The 20,098-nt window shown below is 68.1% G+C and carries 19 protein-coding genes; 8 read left to right on the top strand and 11 right to left on the bottom strand.

Annotation, left to right across the window (positions count from 1 at the left end; translation table 11 throughout):
• On the top strand, window positions 1-904 hold a 904-nt coding region (locus tag VFT73_RS13310), incomplete at its 5' end, for a DALR anticodon-binding domain-containing protein (protein ID WP_326411988.1).
• A 101-nt stretch (window positions 905-1,005) separates the two neighbouring features.
• Entirely contained in the window at window positions 1,006-3,666 is a 2,661-nt protein-coding gene (gene ppdK / locus VFT73_RS13305; RefSeq protein WP_326411980.1) for a pyruvate, phosphate dikinase, read from the top strand.
• On the opposite strand, the gene VFT73_RS13300 is transcribed toward ppdK, so the two are convergent.
• From VFT73_RS13300 to VFT73_RS13265, 8 genes are read right to left on the bottom strand one after another with little or no spacing between them, the layout of a single operon-like run.
• On the bottom strand, window positions 3,663-4,004 hold the full coding sequence (locus VFT73_RS13300) for a hypothetical protein (RefSeq protein WP_326411973.1): 342 nt from the start codon (window positions 4,002-4,004) through the stop codon (window positions 3,663-3,665). The two genes, ppdK and VFT73_RS13300, sit on opposite strands and share 4 nt — an antisense overlap.
• A gap of 54 nt (window positions 4,005-4,058) precedes the next feature.
• Complete coding sequence (locus VFT73_RS13295; protein WP_326411965.1) at window positions 4,059-5,042, bottom strand: type II secretion system F family protein; 984 nt, start codon at window positions 5,040-5,042, stop codon at window positions 4,059-4,061.
• Window positions 5,043-5,045: 3 nt separating this feature from the next.
• Window positions 5,046-6,014 (bottom strand): type II secretion system F family protein, encoded by a 969-nt coding sequence (locus VFT73_RS13290; RefSeq protein ID WP_326411959.1) that lies wholly within the window; start codon window positions 6,012-6,014, stop codon window positions 5,046-5,048.
• A gap of 14 nt (window positions 6,015-6,028) precedes the next feature.
• The gene (locus VFT73_RS13285) at window positions 6,029-7,303 is read right to left on the bottom strand and encodes a pilus assembly protein CpaE (protein WP_326411952.1); all 1,275 of its coding nucleotides are present in this window, start codon (window positions 7,301-7,303) and stop codon (window positions 6,029-6,031) included.
• 1 nt (window position 7,304) lies between these two features.
• Complete coding sequence (locus VFT73_RS13280) at window positions 7,305-7,931, bottom strand: CpaD family pilus assembly protein (RefSeq protein WP_326411949.1); 627 nt, start codon at window positions 7,929-7,931, stop codon at window positions 7,305-7,307.
• A gap of 23 nt (window positions 7,932-7,954) precedes the next feature.
• Entirely contained in the window at window positions 7,955-9,628 is a 1,674-nt protein-coding gene (locus VFT73_RS13275) for a type II and III secretion system protein family protein (RefSeq protein ID WP_326411946.1), read from the bottom strand.
• A 1-nt stretch (window position 9,629) separates the two neighbouring features.
• Window positions 9,630-10,634 carry a Flp pilus assembly protein CpaB gene (gene cpaB / locus VFT73_RS13270; protein WP_326411943.1) on the bottom strand — a complete coding sequence of 335 codons (1,005 nt, stop codon included), beginning with the start codon at window positions 10,632-10,634 and terminating at the stop codon, window positions 9,630-9,632.
• A gap of 45 nt (window positions 10,635-10,679) precedes the next feature.
• Window positions 10,680-11,141, bottom strand: coding sequence for an A24 family peptidase (locus VFT73_RS13265; RefSeq protein ID WP_326411995.1), 462 nt, complete (start codon window positions 11,139-11,141; stop codon window positions 10,680-10,682).
• Window positions 11,142-11,188: 47 nt separating this feature from the next.
• Between VFT73_RS13265 and VFT73_RS13260 the strand changes: the two genes are divergently transcribed.
• Genes VFT73_RS13260 through VFT73_RS13250 form a run of 3 tightly spaced genes read left to right on the top strand, consistent with a single transcriptional unit; the run spans window position 11,189 to window position 13,845 of the window.
• Entirely contained in the window at window positions 11,189-12,124 is a 936-nt protein-coding gene (locus tag VFT73_RS13260; protein ID WP_326411940.1) for an alpha/beta hydrolase, read from the top strand.
• Window positions 12,121-13,200 (top strand): FAD-dependent oxidoreductase, encoded by a 1,080-nt coding sequence (locus tag VFT73_RS13255; RefSeq protein ID WP_326411937.1) that lies wholly within the window; start codon window positions 12,121-12,123, stop codon window positions 13,198-13,200. The genes VFT73_RS13260 and VFT73_RS13255 overlap by 4 nt, the downstream gene beginning before the upstream one ends.
• A 12-nt stretch (window positions 13,201-13,212) precedes the next feature.
• Window positions 13,213-13,845 (top strand): glutathione S-transferase N-terminal domain-containing protein, encoded by a 633-nt coding sequence (locus VFT73_RS13250; RefSeq protein WP_326411934.1) that lies wholly within the window; start codon window positions 13,213-13,215, stop codon window positions 13,843-13,845.
• A gap of 8 nt (window positions 13,846-13,853) precedes the next feature.
• On the opposite strand, the gene ruvX is transcribed toward VFT73_RS13250, so the two are convergent.
• Window positions 13,854-14,321 (bottom strand): Holliday junction resolvase RuvX, encoded by a 468-nt coding sequence (gene ruvX / locus VFT73_RS13245; RefSeq protein WP_326411931.1) that lies wholly within the window; start codon window positions 14,319-14,321, stop codon window positions 13,854-13,856.
• Window positions 14,322-14,387: 66 nt separating this feature from the next.
• A complete protein-coding gene (locus VFT73_RS13240; RefSeq protein ID WP_326411928.1) occupies window positions 14,388-15,497 on the bottom strand; it encodes a DUF3089 domain-containing protein in 1,110 nt (369 codons plus the stop codon).
• Between the two features lie 168 nt (window positions 15,498-15,665).
• Between VFT73_RS13240 and gatC the strand changes: the two genes are divergently transcribed.
• Together gatC and gatA are read left to right on the top strand one after the other, a co-directional pair.
• Window positions 15,666-15,953: an Asp-tRNA(Asn)/Glu-tRNA(Gln) amidotransferase subunit GatC gene (gene gatC, locus VFT73_RS13235; RefSeq protein WP_326411926.1), complete on the top strand. Its 288-nt coding sequence runs from the start codon at window positions 15,666-15,668 to the stop codon at window positions 15,951-15,953.
• A gap of 103 nt (window positions 15,954-16,056) precedes the next feature.
• On the top strand, window positions 16,057-17,541 hold the full coding sequence (gene gatA / locus VFT73_RS13230) for an Asp-tRNA(Asn)/Glu-tRNA(Gln) amidotransferase subunit GatA (RefSeq protein ID WP_326411923.1): 1,485 nt from the start codon (window positions 16,057-16,059) through the stop codon (window positions 17,539-17,541).
• Between the two features lie 159 nt (window positions 17,542-17,700).
• Here gatA and VFT73_RS13225 read toward each other — a convergent pair whose 3' ends face one another.
• Complete coding sequence (locus tag VFT73_RS13225; RefSeq protein WP_326411920.1) at window positions 17,701-18,663, bottom strand: glycosyltransferase family 2 protein; 963 nt, start codon at window positions 18,661-18,663, stop codon at window positions 17,701-17,703.
• A 231-nt stretch (window positions 18,664-18,894) separates the two neighbouring features.
• Here VFT73_RS13225 and VFT73_RS13220 point away from each other — a divergent pair, with 231 nt between their 5' ends.
• A complete protein-coding gene (locus VFT73_RS13220) occupies window positions 18,895-20,094 on the top strand; it encodes a glycosyltransferase family 4 protein (protein WP_326411917.1) in 1,200 nt (399 codons plus the stop codon).
• Window positions 20,095-20,098 lie beyond the last annotated feature (4 nt).

Here is a 20,098-nt window from a genome sequence, read left to right as displayed (position 1 = left end):
CCAGCTGCGCTTCGATCTTAAACGCGTGTTCGTTGAAGGCGTAAATAACTACGCACGAGCCAAATTTTCCAGGGCCGAGGTCCATCGAATCAGTGACTTGGTCGACACGGTTGTAGGTTTTGGAGAGAGCCAGGCGAGTGCGGGTGCTCTCGAGCTCGCGACAAGTTTATGGGATGATCCAAGCCGTCGCTCTGAGATTAGTCGAAGGGAGTTTTCGGAGCCGGGGATCAAAGCATGGATCCACCTACACGACTTCTTCGCCGACCGCCTCAAAGTCCAGCAGCGCGAGGCCGGCGTCCGGCACGACCTGATCGACGCGGTGTTTGCGCTCGGCGGAGAGGACGATCTCGTCCGCCTGCTCGCCCGCGTCCGCGCGCTGCAGGCGTTCGTCGAACGGCAGGAAGGCGCCGACCTGCTCGCCGGCTACAAGCGCGCGGCGAACATCCTGAAGAAGGAAGGATGGGCCAGTGCTCCTGCGAAAGCAGGAGCCCAGGAGGGCGCGGTACAGGGTGACTCTGGGCTCCTGCTTTCGCAGGAGCACGAGGGAGAAGTGCAAGGCATCCCCCAAACCGGCGAGGAAGACCCTTTCGTGATGGCCGAGGATCTGCGCGACGCGATCATGGGCCATGAGAAAACGCTGTCCTACACCCCCGCGCCTGAGGAATCCTCGCTGATCGCCGCGCTCGATTCGGCGGAACCGCGCGCGCGCACGGCCGTTGCGGCGGAGGATTTCGAGGGGGCGATGGCGGCATTGGCGACACTTCGGGCACCGGTCGACGCGTTCTTCGAGAAGGTGACGGTCAACGATCCCGATCCGGCCAAGCGCGCCGCGCGGCTGAACCTGCTCGCCCGCATGCGCGACGCCGTCCACCAGGTCGCGGACTTTTCGAGGATCGAGGGATGATCCCTCGCCGGAACCCCGAAAATGTTCGGGAATCCATGTGAATGTCATCAATGTCGTCCAGCTCGACCATGTCGTCCATTTCGAACGGAGATCAGCCCCGCATGACCCAATATGTGTACCGCTTCGGCGGCGGCGTGTCGGACGGCGGGGCGGGCGACAGGAATTTGCTCGGCGGCAAGGGCGCGAACCTCGCCGAAATGGCGTCGATCGGCCTGCCGGTCCCGCCGGGCTTCACGATCAGCACGGAAATGTGCACCCGCTATTACCAGGAAGGCGAAAGCTTCCCGGACTCGCTGCGTCAGGAAGTCGCGAACGGCATCGCCCATATCGAAGGCATCACCGGCAAGACCTTCGGCAACGCGGCCGATCCGCTCCTCGTCTCGGTCCGCTCCGGCGCCCGCGTGTCGATGCCGGGCATGATGGACACGGTGCTGAACCTCGGCCTCAACGACGAGACGGTCCAGGGCCTCGCCGCCACCTCGGGCGACGAACGCTTTGCCTGGGACAGCTACCGCCGCTTCATCCAGATGTATGCGGACGTGGTGCTGGGCCTGAACCACGATGCGTTCGAGGAAGCGCTGGAGATCGCCAAGGAAGACCAGGGCCATTTCCTCGACACTGACATGACCGCGTCGGACTGGCAGAAGCTCGTCGGCGAGTACAAGCGCCTCGTCCAGGAACAATGGGGCAAGCCCTTCCCGCAGGACGTGCACGACCAGCTCTGGGGCGCGATCGGCGCGGTGTTCGGCTCGTGGCAGTCGGAGCGCGCCAAGGTCTATCGCCGGCTGAACGACATTCCGGGCGGCTGGGGCACCGCCGTCAACGTGCAGGCGATGGTGTTCGGCAATATGGGCGAGACGAGCGCCACCGGCGTCGCCTTCACCCGCAATCCTTCGACCGGCGAGCGCGCTTATTACGGCGAGTTCCTGATCAACGCCCAGGGCGAGGACGTCGTCGCCGGCATCCGCACGCCGCAATATCTGACCCGCGCGGCGCGGGAAGCAGCGGGCGCCAAGCCCGCGTCGATGGAAGAGGCGATGCCGGAGACGTTCGCCGAGCTCGCCCGCGTCTTCGAGCTGCTCGAGACGCACTACCGCGACATGCAGGACATCGAGTTCACCGTCGAGCGCGGCAAGCTCTGGATGCTCCAGACCCGGAACGGCAAGCGCACCGCCAAGGCCGCGCTGAAGATGGCCGTCGACATGGCGCAGGAAGGGCTGATCACCGAAGAGCAGGCGGTCGGCCGCGTCGATCCGGCGGCGCTCGACCAGCTGCTGCACCCGACGCTCGATCCGGAAGCCGAGCGCGACGTGCTGACCAAGGGCCTGCCGGCCTCGCCCGGCGCGGCCTCGGGCGCGGTCGTGTTCGACGCCGACACTGCCGAGAAGCGTGCGGAGCTGGGCGATGCCGTCATCCTGGTCCGCGTCGAAACCAGCCCCGAGGACATCCACGGCATGCACGCGGCGAAGGGGATTCTCACCGCGCGCGGCGGCATGACGTCGCACGCGGCAGTCGTCGCGCGCGGCATGGGGCGGCCCTGCGTGTCCGGCGCGGGCACGCTCGCGATCGACGCCAAGGCGAAGCTGTTCCGCGTCGGCGATCGCACGATCGGCGAAGGCGACACGATCACCATCGACGGCGCGACCGGCGAAGTGATGGCGGGCAAGGTCCCGACCGTGGAGCCGGAGCTGGCCGGCGATTTCGGTACGCTGATGGAGTGGGCGGACAAGGTGCGGCGCCTCAAGGTCCGCACCAATGCCGAGACGCCGGCCGATTGCCGCACCGCGCGCGGCTTCGGCGCCGAAGGCATCGGCCTCTGCCGTACCGAACACATGTTTTTCGACACGGCGCGCATCACCGCCGTCCGCCAGATGATCCTCGCGACCGACGAGAAGGGCAGGCGCGCCGCGCTGGCGAAGCTGCTGCCGGAGCAGCGCGGCGACTTCGCCGAAATCTTCGCGATCATGGCCGGCCTGCCGGTCACGATCCGTCTGCTCGATCCGCCGCTGCACGAGTTCCTCCCGCACGAGGAGGAAGAGTTCGCCGAGGTCGCCGAAGCCGCGGGGCTGGGCGTCGAGGCGCTGAAGCGGCGCGCGGCGGAACTGCACGAGTTCAACCCGATGCTCGGCCATCGCGGCTGCCGGCTGGGCGTCACCTACCCCGAAATTTACGAGATGCAGGCGCGCGCGATCTTCGAGGCCGCGGTCGAGGTGGCGGAGAAGACCGGCGAGGCGCCGATCCCCGAGGTGATGGTCCCGCTGGTCGCGACCCGCCGCGAGCTGGAGCTGATGAAGGATTTGATCGACCGCACCGCCGAGGCCGTCTTCGCCGAGAAGGGGCGGCGGCTCGACTATCTGGTCGGCACGATGATCGAGCTGCCCCGCGCGGCGCTGAAGGCCGGCGAGATCGCCGAGGTCGGCGCGTTCTTCAGCTTCGGCACCAACGACCTGACGCAGACGACGCTGGGCGTGTCGCGCGACGACGCCGGGCGCTTCCTGACCTCCTATGTCGACAAGGGCATCTTCCCCCGCGACCCGTTCGTCAGCCTGGACGTCGAAGGCGTCGGCGAGCTGATCCGCCTCGCCGCCGAACGCGGCCGCGCGACCAGGCCCGACCTGAAGCTCGGCATCTGCGGCGAACATGGCGGCGACCCGGCCTCGATCGCCTTCTGCGAAAGCGTGGCCCTCGATTACGTCAGCGCCTCCCCCTACCGCGTCCCCATCGCCCGGCTCGCGGCAGCCCAGGCGGCGTTGAAAATCTAGGGCCGGATCGGCCGTACGACGCGATTGCCGTCGGCGTCGACCTCGACGTGTTCGCCCGGACGCAGGTCGAGATTGTCGATCCGGCTGCCGGCCGGTTCGTCGCGATAGGCGGTGCGGGCGCGTTCGTATTCGGCGATGCGGCGGTCGTGCTCGGCCGCGCGCTTGTCGGCTTCGGCGATGCGGGCCTCATATTCCCGCCGGGTCGCGGCATGCGCGTCGCGCTCGGCGGCCAGCTCGCGCTTCCACCGCGCACCTCCGGAGCGGGACATCAGCCCCAGCACCCAGCCCAGCACCAAAGTCAGTCCCAGGATCAGCCAGAATTCGGGCGTGAAGCTCACGGGCTCTCTCCCTCTGTTTCAGGGGAGAAACGACCGAAGTCCGGCTGCCGTTCCTTATTTGAAGTTGTCGGCGATCGAGCAGGCCGCTGGGCCCAGGATCACGATGAACAGCACCGGCAGGATGAAGCAGATCAGCGGCACGGTCATGATCGCCGGCAGCCGCGCCGCTTTTTCCTCGGCGCGCATCATCCGCTCGTTGCGGAACTCGGCCGACAGCACGCGCAGCGCGGAAGCGAGCGGCGTGCCGTATTTCTCGGTCTGGATCATCGTCGTCACGACGCCGCGGATCGCATCCAGGTTGACGCGGGTGGCGAGGTTCTCGAACGCCTGGCGCCGCTCGGTAAGGAAGCCCAGCTCGATCGAGGTCAGCATGAACTCGTCGCCAAGCTCGGGATAGCCCTTGCCCAGCTCCTTCGCGACGCGGCCGAACGCGGCATCGACGGTCAATCCGGCTTCGGCGCAGATCACCAGCAAGTCGAGCGCATCGGGCAGGCCCTTGCGGATCGCGTTGCTGCGCTTCGTGATCTTGTTCTTCAGGTAGATGTCGGGCGCCTTGTAGCTGCCGATCAATGCGGCGGCGGTCACGCCGAAGCGTTTGAACGCACCCCATTCGGGCCAGAAGTCGATGCCGTAGATCAGCAGCACCGCGCCCAGGCCGAAGATGATCGGCAGCATCATCCGGCCGAAGATCACGGCGACGGCGGCGTCCTTCGAACGGATGCCGGCCTGCATCAGCTTGATCTGGGCAGCCTTAAGCTGCTCGTCCTGCAGCACCTTCAGCGAGCCCAGGAACGAGCGCATCCGGTCGGTGGTCTCGTTGCGGGCATTGAGCTTGGCGCGCCGACGGGTCGAGGCGGTGATGCCCGCCTTCAGCTGCTCGCGGCGGTCGTTCAGCGCCTTGACGCGGCGCGCCATCGGGTCGCGCACCGTCATGATCGCATAGAGGGCGACCAGCACCATGAAGGTCGCGACGGCCGACAGCAGCGTCGCTACCCAGATGACGTCGATGCCGAGAAGGGTGGGTCCGGTCGTTTCCATGGCCTAAATCTCGAAATTGACCATCTTGGCCATGATGAATGCGCCGATCGCCATCCAGATAAGGCCGCCGATGCCGGCGATCATCAGCCGCTCGTCGCTGAAGAAATTGCCCATATATTTGTTGTTGATGAACCAGATCAGCCCGAACACGATGAACGGCAGCGAGCCGACGATATAGGCGGACGCCTTCGATTCCGACGACATCGCCTTGATCTTCAGCTTCATCTGCGCGCGCTTCCGCAGCACGTCGGCAAGGTTGCTGAGCGTTTCGGCCAGGTTGCCGCCGGTTTCCTTCTGGATCGCCAGCGTGATGCAGAAGAACTGGAATTCGGGAATGCCCAGTCGGTCGGCGGTTTCCTGGAGCGCGACGTCCATCGTCCGGCCGATCTTCATCTTGTCGGTCACGATCCTGAATTCTTCGCCGACGGGGCCGGGGATTTCAGCCGACACGACGCCCAGCGTCTCGCTGATCGGCAGGCCGGCGCGCAGGCCGCGCACCAGCAGGTCGATCGCGTCGGGAAAGCTGACCGTGAATTTCTGGATCCGCTTCTTGATCTTCATGCCGACCAGCATGTGCGGCAGGCCCAGGCCGATCATCAGGCCGCCGAACACGCCCAGCAGCACCGGCGCGCCCTTGCTCAGCAGCAAGATGCAGATCGCAAATGCGATTCCCAGATTGACCAGCACGTACTGGCCGACCGACCAATCCTTGCCGGTCATCGCCAGCCGCTTCTTCAGCAGCGCCGGATTGGGCAGCAGGCGACCGGCCAGGCTGTCCATCTTCGTGTCCTGCGCCGTCGTAATGCGGCGGAGCTTGTCTTCGACGGTCAGCGCCTTCGGACCGCCATGGCGCTCGCGCAGGCCTTCCAGGCGCCGCTTCTGCGCCTTTGCGCCGCTCGGTCCCGAAAAGGCGAGCAGCAGCATCGCGAGGGTCAGCACTGCCCCCAGCAGCGGAAAGAAGAGCTGCGTCATGCCCGCGCGGTCCCTTAGGCCTTCGCCGGCTTGCCGAGCTTCAGCTTGAACTCGCCGAGCTTGCCGAGCAGCGACTTGCCGGCCTCCTCCGCGCCCTTGTCGGCATCGTCGGACGACGCGGAGATCAGCCGGCCGGCGAGCGCATGCAGCGCCTGCCCGACCTTCGCACCCTTGCCCGCCTCGGCGAGCGGCTTGCCGAGCTTCGCCGCCTGCGCGGCGAGCTTCTGGTCATAGGGAACGACGAAGTCGATCTTGCGCTCGATCGACGCCTCGAAATCCTTGCGGCTGAGCTCCGGCACGCCGGATGCGGGCACCTTGTTCGCCACCAGGATCACGCTTGCCTGGGGGGCATGGCTCTTGAACCAGGCCAGGAAGCGGATGCAGTCGCGCGCGGCCGCCAGCGTGATTTCGGTGACGAGGACGACGGAGTTCAGGTCCTGCACCAGCATCGGGTGCTGGACCAGCATGTGGCGCGGCAGGTCGATGACCGTGCATTCGAAGCCGGCGCGGATTTCCTCCTGCAGCTGATAGAAAGCCGAGCCGTCGGTCAGCAGCGGCTGGTTGATCGGCGCTTCCGCCGACAGCACTGCCAGCTTCTCGTTCACCCGCACCAGCGCGCGTTCGAGGAACAGACCGTCGATGCGGCTCGGGTTCTCGATCGCGTCGGTCAGGCCGCGGCCGGGCTCGAGGTCGAGTGCCAGCGCGTCGGTGCCGAAATGCACATCGAGGTCGAGCAGCGCCGCCGAGCGCTTGTCCTTCTCGCCGAACAGCCAGGCGAGCGACGCCGCGACCGTCGACGCGCCCGCGCCGCCGCGCGACCCCATCACCGCCATCATCAGATGCGGCCGGTCCTGCGCCGGCTCAAAGCTCTTGGGCGCGTTGAATACCGCCTGCGCGCCGGTGAAGGCATCGCGTAGCTGCTCGGGATGCAGCGGCTTCAGCAGATAGTCCTGGATACCGCTGGCGATCAGGTCGCGGTACAGCCGGACGTCGTTGGTGACGCCGGTCGCGATCACGACGGTGCCGGGCTCGCACACTTCGGCGAGCGCGTTGATGTCGTTCAGCGGATCGGCGGCGTCGGACAGGTCGACCAGCAGCACGTTGGGGCTGGCGGCGACCGCCAGGTTCTGGATCGCCGCGCGCAGGCCGCCGCGGACGACCTTTTCAGGCGACCAGCCCATCTCGACCGCGATCGGACGGATCGCGTCGGCGGCGCTGTCGTCGCTCACATAGGCGACGAAGGGATCGCGCAGCGCTGCGGACCGGGTGGGGCTCCAGGGTGCGTTCATGTCAGTTCCCGTTCTTCGACGTGGTTTCGGCCTTGAGACCGCGGGTTCCGGTCGGGGCGGTTTCGCGATAGACGCGGATTGCCTTGCTGGCCGTGGCCGGATCGCCCGCGGCGCCTGCCTCGCGGCCCTGGATCAGGTCGTTCGGATCGGCGACCATCGCGGCCAGCGCCGCATTGCTGGCGCAGCCATAGTTGGACATGGTCGAGCCGACGAGCTCGGGCGAGGCGGAGCGGCTCCAGTCGGGGCAGCCGGGCACGTGCGCGCTCGCGCGGCTGACGACCACGCGGACCGATCCGGGCGCGATCGCGCCCGGCGTCACTGGCGCGTCATTGAGGACCACCATGCCGCGGCGGCCGAGCAGCGAGTCGACCTCGGCATGCACGCCGGTCGATCCGCTCGGATCGTCGACCGACACGCGGTCGCCATAGGCAAGGTCGATCGAGCGGAACCAGCCTTCCAGCCGTTCGCGCTCGCCCGGCGCAAGCCGGTCGCCCGACGAGGCAAGGTCGATCACATAGTCGGTCCGCTGCACGACCGGCTGGTGCACCGATTCGACGCCGCGATTGACGGTGCCGCACGCCGACAGCGCCAGCGCCAGGCCGATCAGGGGAAGGGATTTGCGAAACATCGTCATCTCCTTGGCCGCGCGCATCACTTGAGCGAGAAGCCGGGGGCCGGGGCCGCATCCGACTTGCGCTCGGCAGACTTGGCAGGCGCCTGCAGCAGCGGCGTCGCCTGCGATACCGGCTGTCCGGCGGGCTGGACCTGCGGCGGCGCCATCGTCGGCACCGGGCGCTGGGCGCCGCTGTCGCCGGTGAAGGTCTTGCCCATGAACACCCGCGCCGCATCGGTCGCCGACTTGTAGCCGTCGGTCGGCAGCGGGATCGGCCCGTTGGTGGGCTTCACCAGATAGGGCGTGATGATGATCACCAGCTCGGTCTCGCTGTGGCGGAACCGATTGGACCGGAACAGCGCGCCCAGGATCGGCACGTCGCCGATGCCCGGCGCCTTGTCGATCTGGTCGAAATGCTTGTTCTGCAGGAGTCCGCCGATCATGAAGCTCTGGCCGGAGCCGAGCTCCACCGTGGTCTCAGCGCGGCGGGTGGTGAGCGCCGGGATCTGGAAGCCGTTCAGCGTCACCGCGCCGTTCGCGCTCAGTTCCGACACTTCCGGGCGCACGCGCATCGAGATGCGGCCGTCGGCCAGCACCGTCGGCGTGAACGCCAGACTGACGCCGTACTGCTTGTACTCGACGCCGATCTGGCCAAGCCCCTGCGCCAGCGGGATCGGGATTTCGCCGCCCGCCAGGAAGCTCGCCGTCTCGCCCGACAATGCCGTCAGGTTCGGGTTGGCGAGCGTGGTGACCAGGCCTTCGGTCTCGGCAAGGTCGAGCGCGGAGGCGACGTCGATGCCGAACAGGCGGCCCGCCAGCGCGATCGAGGTCTTGCCGGCCCCCTGGCCGAGCTTGTCATAGTTGAACGCAGTGCCCGGATTGGCCGGGTTGATCGGCAGACCCGTCGCGGGGTTGATCGGGATCGTACCCGTCGCGCCCGGGAAGAAGGTCGAGGCCGGCACGGTCGGGAATTTCGACACGTCGACATTGCCGATCGAGCCGAAGTTGCGGCCCTGCGCGACGCCGAACAGGAAGCCGCCGGTCTGGTCGCGGGTCAGCAGGTTGTTGCCGATCTCCTTGACCAGGTCGCGGCTGACCTCGGCGATCCGCACCTGCAGGTTGACCTGCAGCGGCGTCGCCGTCTTCAGCCGGTTGATCACGCCCATCTTCAGCTGGGCGGCGGGATCGGAGACGTTGACGCCCGGATTGAGCGCGGTGAGCACCAGCCGTTCCGCGGCGGCGCTGTCCTCGGGCGAGCCGATCGTGCCGGTCAGCACCGCCAGCTGGCCCGCCGTGTTGACGGCGATATTGGCGTCCGGAAAGGCGAGCCTCAGCATCTTGTCCAGCGACGTGATGTTCTGGTTCACCCGCACGTTGGTCGCATAGACGACCTGGCCGGACGCAGTGGTCGCGAACACCGTCGCTTCGCCCGCTTCCTTGCCGAACAGATGGATCTGCCGCGGGTTGCTGACATAGACGTCGGCAACGGCCGGGTTGGAGGTCCAGACGTTGGCGATGCCGGTCGGCAGCGTCACCAGCTGTCCCTGGCCGATCGACAGCAGCACTTCGCTGGTCGGGCGCTGGGTGCCGGCCGGCAATTCGCCGACGCGGGCGGTGGGCTGGGCCGCGTTCGCCGCAGCCGGCAGACCCGCGGCGAGGACGGTGGCGAGGGCCACCGCAGCCGTCCGCATCAGAACGATCGATTTGCGCATCTTATTTACCCCTGACCGGGACGACGGTCTCCGCGTTGCCGCGGGCGATTTTGACGACGGGTCCGCTGAAGGCCGCCGCGGGCTCGCCGGACGGGCTGGCAGCGACGGGACCGGCGGAAACCGGGTTGGTGCTCGGCATCGTGCGGCGGGCGAAGCGGGACACATCGCCGCCGGTCACGAAGGTGGTGTCGGTATCGACCGGGCGCGACGCGACCTGAAGCAGCATCTGGCGCTCGGCCTTCGGGTCCTTGCTCTCGTCGACGCTGACCTCGCCGGCCGCGATCGCGCGCTCCAGCTCGGCATTGTTGTCGGCGATCGAGCGCAGCGACAGCGACAGCTGGCCCATGGCCTGGGCAACCGCGATCTTCTCCGCGATTCGCGGCGTCGCTTCGAGCGTCACGGTCGAGAAGGTTTTGACCTCGGACTTGCCGTCCTTGATTTCGTTATCGGTGCGCTGGTCGGTGGCGAGCACGCGGATGTTGCGCACGAACGTCTCGGACGCGCGGAGCGGCGGACCGCTGTTGCCGGCGACTTCCTGGGTCAGCACGAGGTCGACCCGGTCGCCCGGAAAGATGAAGCCGGCGACGCCGCTCTGCGCCGAGACCGGAACGGTGACGGCACGCATGCCCGGCCCCAGCGCGGCAGCGAGGAAGCCGCTGTCGCCGGGCTTGACCAGCGCGCCCTGGGTGATCGGCTGGCCGGCCGTGATCGCGTAGCGCACGACCGTTCCCGGTTGCGGCGGCGTCACGTCGCCTTTGATGTAATAGGCTTCCTGGACCAGTTCCTTGGGCCAGGGCTGATAGCGGAAGCTGTCAGCCTGAAGGATGGTCCCGACCGGCAGCGCACGCGTGGCGACGAGCACCTGCGGGCCATCGGGCTGCGGCGCGCCGACAGCGGCCGCCTGGGCCGGCGTCTCGGCGCCGCTGAACAGGCTCCTGGCCATGACCGCGGTGACGGCCGCGACCAGCAAAGCCCCGACAAGCAAAGCGATTTTTCTTACATCCACGACCGACGACTCCTCGAGCGGGTCGATGACCCTTGCCGATCGTCATCAAGCAAACTGGTTAAGATACAGTTCGCCGATGACCCACAATCCCGCAGTTGCGATGGCGACGCCGTACGGCACTTCCGGGCTGGTCTTGAGCTTGCGCAGCCGGTGAACCGCGACCACGATCACGGTCAGCAATCCGCCCAGCAGCGCCATCGCCAGCAGCATCCGCATCAGCGGCACCAGCGGCAGCCAAAGTGCCAGCGCACCGAGTAATTTCACGTCGCCGCCGCCCATCCAGCCTAATGCGAACAGCCCCGCGAACAGCGCGAATACGGTCAGCCCCAATGCCGCCTGCAGCGCCATGTCCGGCCAGGGCGCGAGCCCGCTCGCCCACCACCAGGCAGGGGCAAGCAGCGCGATCGCCAGATTCAGGCGATTCGCGATAATTCGTGCTTTCAGGTCCGTTACCGCGGCAGCGAGCAGCAGCAGGGCGAGAATCGCGAGAAGGGCATGGGCGACCATGCCGCGCCATCTAGACGCCAAGCCTTGCAAACCCGTAACCAGATTCGATGACGATCAACAGGCGCGCCGTTCCCGCCGGCGCCAATATCGGCAGCTGGCGCGCGGCGGACGGGTGGCCGCTGCGCACTTTCGCCTGGGACGGGGGCGGGCGCGGATCGCTGCTGTTCCTGGGCGGCCGCGGCGACGTGTTCGAGAAATATTACGAGGCGTTCGACCACTGGCATCGCGCCGGTTGGGGCATCGAAAGCTTCGACTGGCGCGGGCAGGGCGGCTCCGGCCGGCTGTCCGACGATCCGCTCGTCGGCCATGCCAGCGATTTCGCGCCCTGGATCGAGGACCTCGCCGCCTTCTACACACAATGGGCGGCGCGCACGCCGGGACCGCACGTCATCGTCTCCCATTCGATGGGCGGGCACCTGACGCTGCGGGCGCTGGCGGAGCGGCGAATCGCCCCCGACGCAGCGGTGCTGGTGGCGCCGATGCTCGGCCTCAGGAGCGCGCCCTTCGGCCCGCGCCTCGGCGCGAAGATCGCCTGGCTGATGACGAAGCTCGGCCGGCCCGAACGGCAGGCCTGGAAAAGCAACGAGCGGCCCGGCGTGCCGATGAAGAAGCGCCAGTCGCTGCTGACCCACGACGTCGCCCGCTACGAGGACGAGCTGTGGTGGAAGCGGGAAAAGCCGGAGATCGCGGTCGGCCCGCCCAGCTGGGCCTGGGTCGCGGAGGCCTATCGCTCGACGCTCGCGCTGCAGGCGCCGGGCCGGCTCGAATCGGTCGCGGCGCCGATCCTGCTGCTCGCGGCAGACCATGACCGGCTGGTCGATCCGGCCGCGATCGGCCAAGCGGCGGCGCGGCTGCCGGATGCGAAGCTGCGCGTCTGGGGCGCCGAATCGGCGCACGAAATCCTGCGCGAGGCCGACCCCGTCCGCGACGCCGCGCTGGCCGAGATCGACGCCTTTCTCGACGCACGCGCGCCCGCGCGATGAGCCGCTACGACGTCGCGATCGTCGGCGCCGGGATCGCCGGGGCCGGTCTTGCCGCCGAGCTTGCGCCGCACGCATCGGTGCTGCTGCTCGAGGCGGAGGACCAGCCGGGCTATCACGCGACCGGCCGCTCGGCCGCCTTCTGGTCGGAAACCTATGGCGGACCCTTCGTCCAGCCGCTGACCTCCGCCTCCGGGCCATGGCTACGCGCGCACGACCTGCTGAGGCCGCGCGGCGAACTTCATATCGCGCGCGCGCGCGAGGCGGCGCAGCTCGACCGGTTCGCGGCGGAATTCGACGGCCGGGTGGCGCTCGAGCGCTGGCCGGCGGACCGCGTGCGCCACTGGCTGCCGGAGCTCGCGCCCGAATGGGTGGCGGCGCTCTGGATGCCGAGCTGCACCGACATCGACGTGGCCGGCGCGCACCAGCTGTTCCTGAAAGCGGCGAAGCAGGGAGGCGCCGAGTTGCGCTGTGCCGCGCCGCTGACGGAGGCAACGCGAATCGGCAGCCGCTGGCGCTTGCGGGCCGGCGGCGACTCGGTCGAGGCGGCCGTCCTCGTCAATGCTGCCGGCGCTTGGGCCGACCCGGTCGCAGCGCTGGCCGGCGCGCCGCCGATCGGAGTCCAGCCCTATCGGCGCACGGTCGTTCAGCTGGAGGTCGATCCGCCCGCGCCGGCGGACTTGCCGGTGGTGCTGGCGGCCGACGGCAGCTTCTATTTCAAGCCGGAAGCGGGCGGGCGGCTATGGGTCAGCCCGCACGATGAGACGCCGGCGGAGCCGGGCGACGTCCAACCCGAGGAGCTCGACGTCGCGCTCGCGATCGACCGATTCGAACGGGCCACGAATTGGGCGATCAGGCGAGTCGAGCGGCGCTGGGCGGGCTTGCGCTCCTTCGCGCCGGACCGGCTGCCGGTCTATGGCTTCGATCCGGCGGCGCCCGGCCTGTTCTGGTGCGCGGGGCAGGGCGGCTTCGGCATTCAGACCGCGCCCGCCGCCTCGCGCATGGCCGCGGCGCTGCTGCTTGGCCGGCCGGTGGCACAGGTCGATCCGGCTCCCTATCTGCCGGACCGGTTCAGATAAGCGGAGGACGCGATGATCACGCTCTACACCTGGAAGACGCCCAACGGCCGCAAGCCGGCGATCATGCTGGAGGAGCTGGGCTGGGATTATCGGGTGAAGGGCATCGACATCGGCAAGGACGAACAATTCGCGCCCGATTTCCTGAAGGTGAGCCCGAACAACAAGATTCCCGCAATCGTCGACGACGAGTCGGAAGGCGGACCGCTGTCGATCTTCGAAAGCGGCGCGATCCTGACCTATCTCGCCGAAAGGAGCGGGCGTTTCCTCGCGCCTTCGGGCCATGCGCGCTTCAAGGCGCTCGAATGGCTCTATTGGCAGGTCGGGGGGCTGGGGCCGATGCTGGGGCAGCTCGGCTATTTCGCGAACCGCGCGCCCGAACAGCTCCCGCTCGCCATCGACCGCTTCAAGGACGAATGCGGCCGGCTGATTCGGGTGATGAACGGCCGGCTGGCCGACGCCGACTATCTGGCCGGGGATTATTCGATCGCCGACATCGCCTGCTATCCCTGGATGATCGCCGCGACGACGATGCTGAAGGTTCCGCTGGCAGGCGCGCTGGAACACGCGCCGGCGGTGCAGAGCTGGCTGGACCGCGTGGGAGAAAGGCCGGCCGTGCAGCGCGGGATGGCGGTTTTGCAGTCTTGACCCTCTCCCTATGGGAGAGGTGAGGTAAGCGCGTCGATCGCGCCCTGCAGGATGTAGGCGGCAGCCATCTTGTCGACCAGCTCGGCGCGGCGCGCCCGGCTGGCGTCGGCGTCGAGCAGGGTGCGGGTGACCGCCTGGGTCGACCAGCGCTCGTCCCACAGCAGGATCGGCAGGCCCGTGGGGCCCATATTGCGGGCGAAGGCACGGACCGACTGGGTGCGCGGCGAATCGCTGCCGTCGAGGTTCAGCGGCAGGCCGATGACGAGGCCGCGCACCGCCTGGGCCGCGATCAGCTTCTCCAGCGCCGCTTTGTCCGCGCCGAATTTGGCGCGCCGGATCAGCTCGGCGGGGCTCGCGATCGACCAGCCGGCGTCGCACAGTGCGGTGCCGATCGTCTTCGTGCCGACGTCCAGCCCCAGCAGCCGTCCGCCGTCGGGCAAGGCGGCGCGGAAGTCCTGTTTCGAGGCTGTGATCATGCCCTTTTGTGCTCCGGCGAAGGCCGGAGCCTTGGCCGCAACGCTCCGGCCTTCGCCGGAGCACGATCAGCGTTTCTCATAGCCCACCAATCTTCTTGCCGCGTCGGCGCGGACGTTTGCCCAGAACAGGCTGATGTCGAACACGTGATAATTGTTGCCGGGCAGCACATAGGGCCCAAGTTTGGGCGGTGCGCCGATCAGCAGGATGCCGCGCCCGGCACAGCGCGCGGGCACCTGGCCCGCCTTGATCTCCGCTGTGGAAAAATCCTCCGAAGGATAGAGCGTGCCCAAATTAGCCGATGCCGGCGCGGCGCCGTCCTTAGTGCCGGTGATCGGGTTCACGCACAGGAACGGCGTGCCGTCCCGCGGCCGGCCGTCGAAGCCGGTGCTCGCGTCATAGGTGTCGGTGATGAGGTCCGGGTCCGCCGGCTCGGCAAAGCTCATCCAGGACAGGATGCAGCCGGACTGGTCGGCGCTGGTGCAGGCGGGCAGGCCGAGTGCGGGCAGGTCGGTTCCGAGAGAAATCGGCCAGCCGACGACATAGGCAGCGACCACCCGCTTCGCGAATGGCGTGCCGGCAATCCGCTCGCGCAGCAGCCGCTCCAGATGCAGCGCCCCCTGGCTGTGCCCGGCAAGGAAGATCGGCGTGCCCTCCGGCACCTCGGCGATGAACGCGTCGAACGCGGCGAGCACGTCGCGATAGGCGAGGTCGAGCGCCTTCTGCGCGTCTGCCTTGTTGGTCAGGAACGCGCCGAACGTCGCCTGCCGGTATTTGGGCGCCCACACCGCCGCGACGTCGTTCCACGCGCTCGCCTGGCCGCGGATGAACAGCCGCGCACGCTGGTTCCCCTCCGCATTGTCCAGCGCCATGTTCCAGCTGCCGCGGTCGAGGAAGCTGGTCGGGTGGATGAAGAACAGCGCCGCCGGCGGATTCGGATTGGGCTTGTAGCCCGCGGGCGTCCACAGGGCCGGGTCGTTCGGGCCCTTGCCCGGCCGCGAATACCACATTGCCGGGTCGGCATAGGCACCCTTTGCCTGCGCGGGCTCGGCCCTGAACGCGACGCTCGGCACGAACACCCGCCGGAACAGGTCGGTCCCGAACAGCTGGTAGGCGATCCCCGCACCCAGCACGAGCACGATCAGCGCGGCGATCACATAGAGGAATTTGCGGTCCAAGGGCTCTCTCTCGTCACCCCGGCCTTGAGCCGGGGTCCACCTTCTTACGGGCCGCTAACGTGTAAGGAAGAAGGTGGATGCCGGGTCAAGCCTGTCCTGAGCTTGTCGAAAGGCCGGGCATGACGTGTCGCCTTGCCGCCCCGCTTCCCCGATGCTAGCCGCGCCGCCATGTCCGTCGACACTGCAACCGTAAGAAAAGTCGCCGGCCTCGCTCGCATCGCGATCAGCGATGGCGAGGCCGAGGCGCTGGTGCCCGAGCTCAACAACATCCTCGGCTGGATCGAGCAACTGCAGGAGGTCGATACCTCGTCGGTCGAGCCGATGACGGCGGTGATCGCCAACCATCTGCGCCTGCGCGACGACGTCGTGACCGAAGGCGAAATCCGCGACCAGGTGCTCGCGAACGCTCCGCAGGCCGAACACGGCTTCTTCGCGGTGCCGAAGGTGATCGAATGATGCGCGCAGCACATCGTTCGATCGTCCCCGCGGAAGCGGGGATCCAAGGCCGCAAGCGGCTCGCCCGGTACTTCTGGGCTCCTGCTTTCCCAGGAGCACGAGCATGACTGGTCTCACTGACCTGACCGTCGCCGAGCTGCGCGACGGCTTCCGCGCCGGCGATTTCTCCGCGCGCGAGGCGGCGGAGGCCTTCAATGGAGCCGTCGCCGCGGCCAAGGTTCTGAACGCGTTCATCGTCGAGACGCCGGAGCACGCGCTTGCGGCCGCCGATGCCGCCGACAAGGCACGCGCGGCGGGCGAGACGCCGAAGCCGCTTGCCGGCGTGCCGCTCGGCATCAAGGACCTGTTCTGCACCAAGGGCGTGCAGACGACGGCGGCCAGCCACATCCTCGGCGGGTTCAAGCCGGTCTACGAATCGACGATCACCCAGAAGCTTTGGGACGCGGGCGCCGGCATGCTCGGCAAGCTCAACATGGACCAGTTCGCGATGGGTTCGTCGAACGAGACCAGCGCGTTCGGCAACGTGATCTCCCCCTGGCGGCGGAGCGATGGCGGCAATGCGCCGCTCGCGCCCGGCGGCTCGTCGGGCGGCAGCTCGGCCGTGGTGGCGGCGCGGATCGCGCCGGCGGCGACCGGCACCGATACCGGCGGCTCGATCCGCCAGCCCGCCGCTTTCACCGGCATCTGCGGGATCAAGCCGACCTATGGCCGCTGCTCGCGCTGGGGCGTGGTCGCTTTCGCCTCGTCGCTCGATCAGGCCGGGCCGATGGCGCGCACCGTCCGCGACTGCGCGATCATGCTGGAGGCGATGAGCGGCTTCGATCCGAAGGACGCCACCTCGCTCGACCTGCCCGTTCCGGGCTGGGAAGCGGGCCTGTCGGCGGACCTGAAGGGCAAGCGGATCGGCATCCCCATGGAATACCGCGTCGACAACATGCCCGCCGAGATCGACGCGCTCTGGCAGCAGGGCATCGAATGGGTGAAGGACGCAGGCGCCGAGGTCGTCGAGGTTTCGCTGCCGCACACCAGATACGCGCTGCCCGCCTATTACATCATCGCGCCGGCCGAGGCCTCGTCGAACCTCGCCCGCTATGACGGCGTACGCTACGGCCTGCGCGAGCTGCCCGAGGGCGCCGGGCTGCAGGACATGTACGCCGCCACGCGCGCGGCCGGCTTCGGCCAGGAAGTGAAGCGCCGTATCCTGATCGGCACCTATGTGCTGTCGGCGGGCTTCTACGACGCTTATTACAACCAGGCGCAGAAGGTGCGGGCGCTGATCGCGCGCGACTTCGACGATGCCTGGGAACAGTGCGATCTGCTGCTGACCCCGACCGCCCCGTCCGCGGCGTTCGCGCTGGGCGAGAAGTCGGCCGACCCGATCGCCATGTATCTGAACGACGTCTTCACGGTGCCGTCGTCGCTCGCGGGGCTGCCCGCGATGTCGGTTCCGGCCGGCCTCGACGGCGCCGGCCTGCCGCTCGGGCTGCAGGTGATCGGCAAGGCCTTCGACGAACAGGGCGTGCTGAACGCCGGCCTCGCGCTGGAGCAACGGGCGGGGTTTGCCGCCCGGCCGGGGAAATGGTGGTGATCTAAAATCCTCCCCGAGCTTGCTCGGGGAGGGGGGCCGCGCGAAGCGCGGTGGAGGGGCCCGGAGCGGAGCGGAGGGTCTTCACTTCGCGCTTTGCGCTCAGCCCCTCCACCACCGGCTTCGCCGGCGGTCCCTCTCCCCTGCAAATGCAGGGGAGGATCAGGAAACCGGCGGCCGCAGCGCGAGATAGGCCAGCCTTTTCACCTCGCGCCGGCCGCGCGTCACCGTATCCAGGATCAGCCCGCACGACAGGCTGACGATCGCGAGCAGCACCAGCCCGGTGCACAGGATCGCCGTCGGGATGCGCGGGACCAGGTGGGTTTCGAGATAGGTGAACAGCAGGTCGATCGACAGGCCGATCGCCAGCACCGTCAGTGCTGCGCTGATCAGTCCGAAGAACGCGACCGGCTTTTCGAGACGGTAGAGGTTCAGGATCAGCCGGAGGATGCGGAAGCCGTCGCGATAGGTCGACAGCTTCGATTCGGACCCTTCCGGCCGCGCCGCATAGGCCGTCGCGACCTCGGCGACCGGCATCTTCAGCTCAAGGGCATGGACGCTGATTTCGGTCTCGATCTCGAAACCCTCGGTCAGCGCCGGGAAGGATTTCACGAAGCGGTGCGAAAAGACGCGGTAGCCGGACAGGATATCGCTGAAGGTCCGGCCGAAAATCCAGGTGACGCAGCCGGTCAGCATGCGGTTGCCGAAGCGGTGGCCGCGCCGATAGGCCTCCTGCTCATCGCTCTCGCGCGTGCCGACAACCATGTCGAGCTGCTCCGCCACCAGCCGCTCGATCATCTTGGGCGCGGCATTCGCGTCATAGGTCGCGTCGCCGTCCGACAGCACATAGACGTCGGCTTCCACGTCGGCGAACATGCGGCGGACGACATTGCCCTTGCCCTGGGTGCGTTCGCTGCGGACGATCGCGCCGGCTTCGCGGGCGATCCGGATCGTGTCGTCCTTCGAATTATTGTCGTACACATAGATCGCCGCGTCGGGCAGCGCGCGCCGGAAGCTCTCGATCGTCTGCGCGATCGCGGCCGCTTCGTTATAGCAGGGCAGCAGGACCGCGACGCTCGGTCGCGTTTGGGAGGCCGAGGCCGTCAGTTTTTCCGCCATGTTCATGGGCGCGTATCGATCCTTCCTGTGCAGGCGGCTCTTCGCACGGCCCGGCCTGTCCGGCAACGGTCGCGCGGCGCCGGTCGTGGTAAACCGGGGCGTGGATCGCTTTAGGCCCAACACGGTTAAGCATCTTTAACCTTGCAGCGGTTATCGCGTGACGGTTGCTCGCACGGCCCGTCCGGGCTAGCGGCAGCATCCGGCTGAGGGGTTCCTCGACGTGACGGGTAGAACGAGGTGGCTGAGTTGCTGAGCGTGCCGGACAAGCTCGCGCTGGTTTACCAGCCCAATTCCTATGTCCGTCGCGGGCCGCCGGAAACCTGCGTCCAGATGATCGCCCGGAACCGGAGCGCCGGCTTCGCGACCGAGCTGATGCTGGTCCGCGCGCGGGCGCCGCTGCCGCCGGGGCTGGCGGTGAGCGAGGCGCTGCCGCGCTTCCTCAATCGCGTGCCGTGGAGCGCGGTGAGCGGCATCGGCTTCCGGCGGCTCGACCGTCAGTTCATCCGCCGGCTGCGCCAGCTCGACCCCGCCAACACCGTTGTCGACGTGTGGCCCGGCTGGCCGTCGCCGATCATCGGCGAGGCACGGCGCCTCGGCTTCACGATCGTGCGGACTATGATCAACTCCGCCTGCGCATTGTCGAAGGACATCCTCGACCAAGCCTATCGCAACCACGCCCTCGCGCCCACGCATGGCGTGACCGATCGGCTGGTCCAGGCGGAAACCGAAGAGCTGCACCAGTACGACTATATCTTCTCGCCGAGCGCGGAGGTCGATCGCTCGCTGGCAATGATCGGCATTCCCGATGCGCGCGTGATCCACAGCAGTTTCGGCTGGAACCCGGCGCGGTTCGCCGCCAGCGAACCCGCCGAAAAGGCGGAAGGCCGGCTGCGTTTCCTGTTCGTGGGCTCGGTCGGCGTGCGCAAGGGCGTGCCGGAGCTGCTCGAGGCCTGGCGCCGCGCCGCGCTGCCCGACGCCGAGCTGCTGATCATCGGCAATGTCGAGCCGTCGTACAGCGACGAATTCAAGGCGAAGCTGCCGGCCCGCGTGGTGCACATGCCGTTCTCGATGAACATCGGCGGCTTCTACAAATCGGCCGACGTGTTCGTGTTTCCGTCGCTGGAGGAAGGCGCGCCGCAAGTCGTGTACGAGGCGGCCGGATGCGGCGCCGCGATCCTGACCACGCCGATGGGACAGGCGCGCATGATCGAGCCTGACGTGAACGGGCTGGTCGTGCCGCCCGGCGACGTCGATGCGCTGACGCAGGCGATCCGCCGTCTGGCCGAGGACCCGGCCCTGCTCGCGCGGCTGAAGCAGGCGGCGGCCGAATCGGCGAAGGACTTCGAATATCCGGTGGTCGCCGAACGGCGCGCGGCGGTGCTGCGCACGCTGCTGGAACGCCGCACCGCGACCGATCGCATCGCGGTCGGGGCCTGAAGGC

Source organism: Sphingomonas sp. (assembly GCF_035758555.1).
Taxonomy (GTDB): domain Bacteria; phylum Pseudomonadota; class Alphaproteobacteria; order Sphingomonadales; family Sphingomonadaceae; genus Sphingomonas_B.
This window is presented reverse-complemented; position numbering and strand designations above follow the sequence as displayed.

Bases quoted from the DNA above. Each gene is read 5' to 3' on its own strand.
- ppdK (WP_326411980.1), top strand. From the start codon at position 1,006: ATGACCCAATATGTGTACCGCTTCGGCGGCGGCGTGTCGGACGGCGGG.
- VFT73_RS13295 (WP_326411965.1), bottom strand. From the start codon at position 5,042: ATGGAAACGACCGGACCCACCCTTCTCGGCATCGACGTCATCTGGGTA.
- VFT73_RS13290 (WP_326411959.1), bottom strand. From the start codon at position 6,014: ATGACGCAGCTCTTCTTTCCGCTGCTGGGGGCAGTGCTGACCCTCGCG.
- VFT73_RS13285 (WP_326411952.1), bottom strand. From the start codon at position 7,303: ATGAACGCACCCTGGAGCCCCACCCGGTCCGCAGCGCTGCGCGATCCC.
- VFT73_RS13280 (WP_326411949.1), bottom strand. From the start codon at position 7,931: ATGTTTCGCAAATCCCTTCCCCTGATCGGCCTGGCGCTGGCGCTGTCG.
- VFT73_RS13275 (WP_326411946.1), bottom strand. From the start codon at position 9,628: ATGCGCAAATCGATCGTTCTGATGCGGACGGCTGCGGTGGCCCTCGCC.
- VFT73_RS13265 (WP_326411995.1), bottom strand. From the start codon at position 11,141: ATGGTCGCCCATGCCCTTCTCGCGATTCTCGCCCTGCTGCTGCTCGCT.
- VFT73_RS13260 (WP_326411940.1), top strand. From the start codon at position 11,189: ATGACGATCAACAGGCGCGCCGTTCCCGCCGGCGCCAATATCGGCAGC.
- VFT73_RS13255 (WP_326411937.1), top strand. From the start codon at position 12,121: ATGAGCCGCTACGACGTCGCGATCGTCGGCGCCGGGATCGCCGGGGCC.
- VFT73_RS13250 (WP_326411934.1), top strand. From the start codon at position 13,213: ATGATCACGCTCTACACCTGGAAGACGCCCAACGGCCGCAAGCCGGCG.
- ruvX (WP_326411931.1), bottom strand. From the start codon at position 14,321: ATGATCACAGCCTCGAAACAGGACTTCCGCGCCGCCTTGCCCGACGGC.
- gatC (WP_326411926.1), top strand. From the start codon at position 15,666: ATGTCCGTCGACACTGCAACCGTAAGAAAAGTCGCCGGCCTCGCTCGC.
- gatA (WP_326411923.1), top strand. From the start codon at position 16,057: ATGACTGGTCTCACTGACCTGACCGTCGCCGAGCTGCGCGACGGCTTC.
- VFT73_RS13225 (WP_326411920.1), bottom strand. From the start codon at position 18,663: ATGAACATGGCGGAAAAACTGACGGCCTCGGCCTCCCAAACGCGACCG.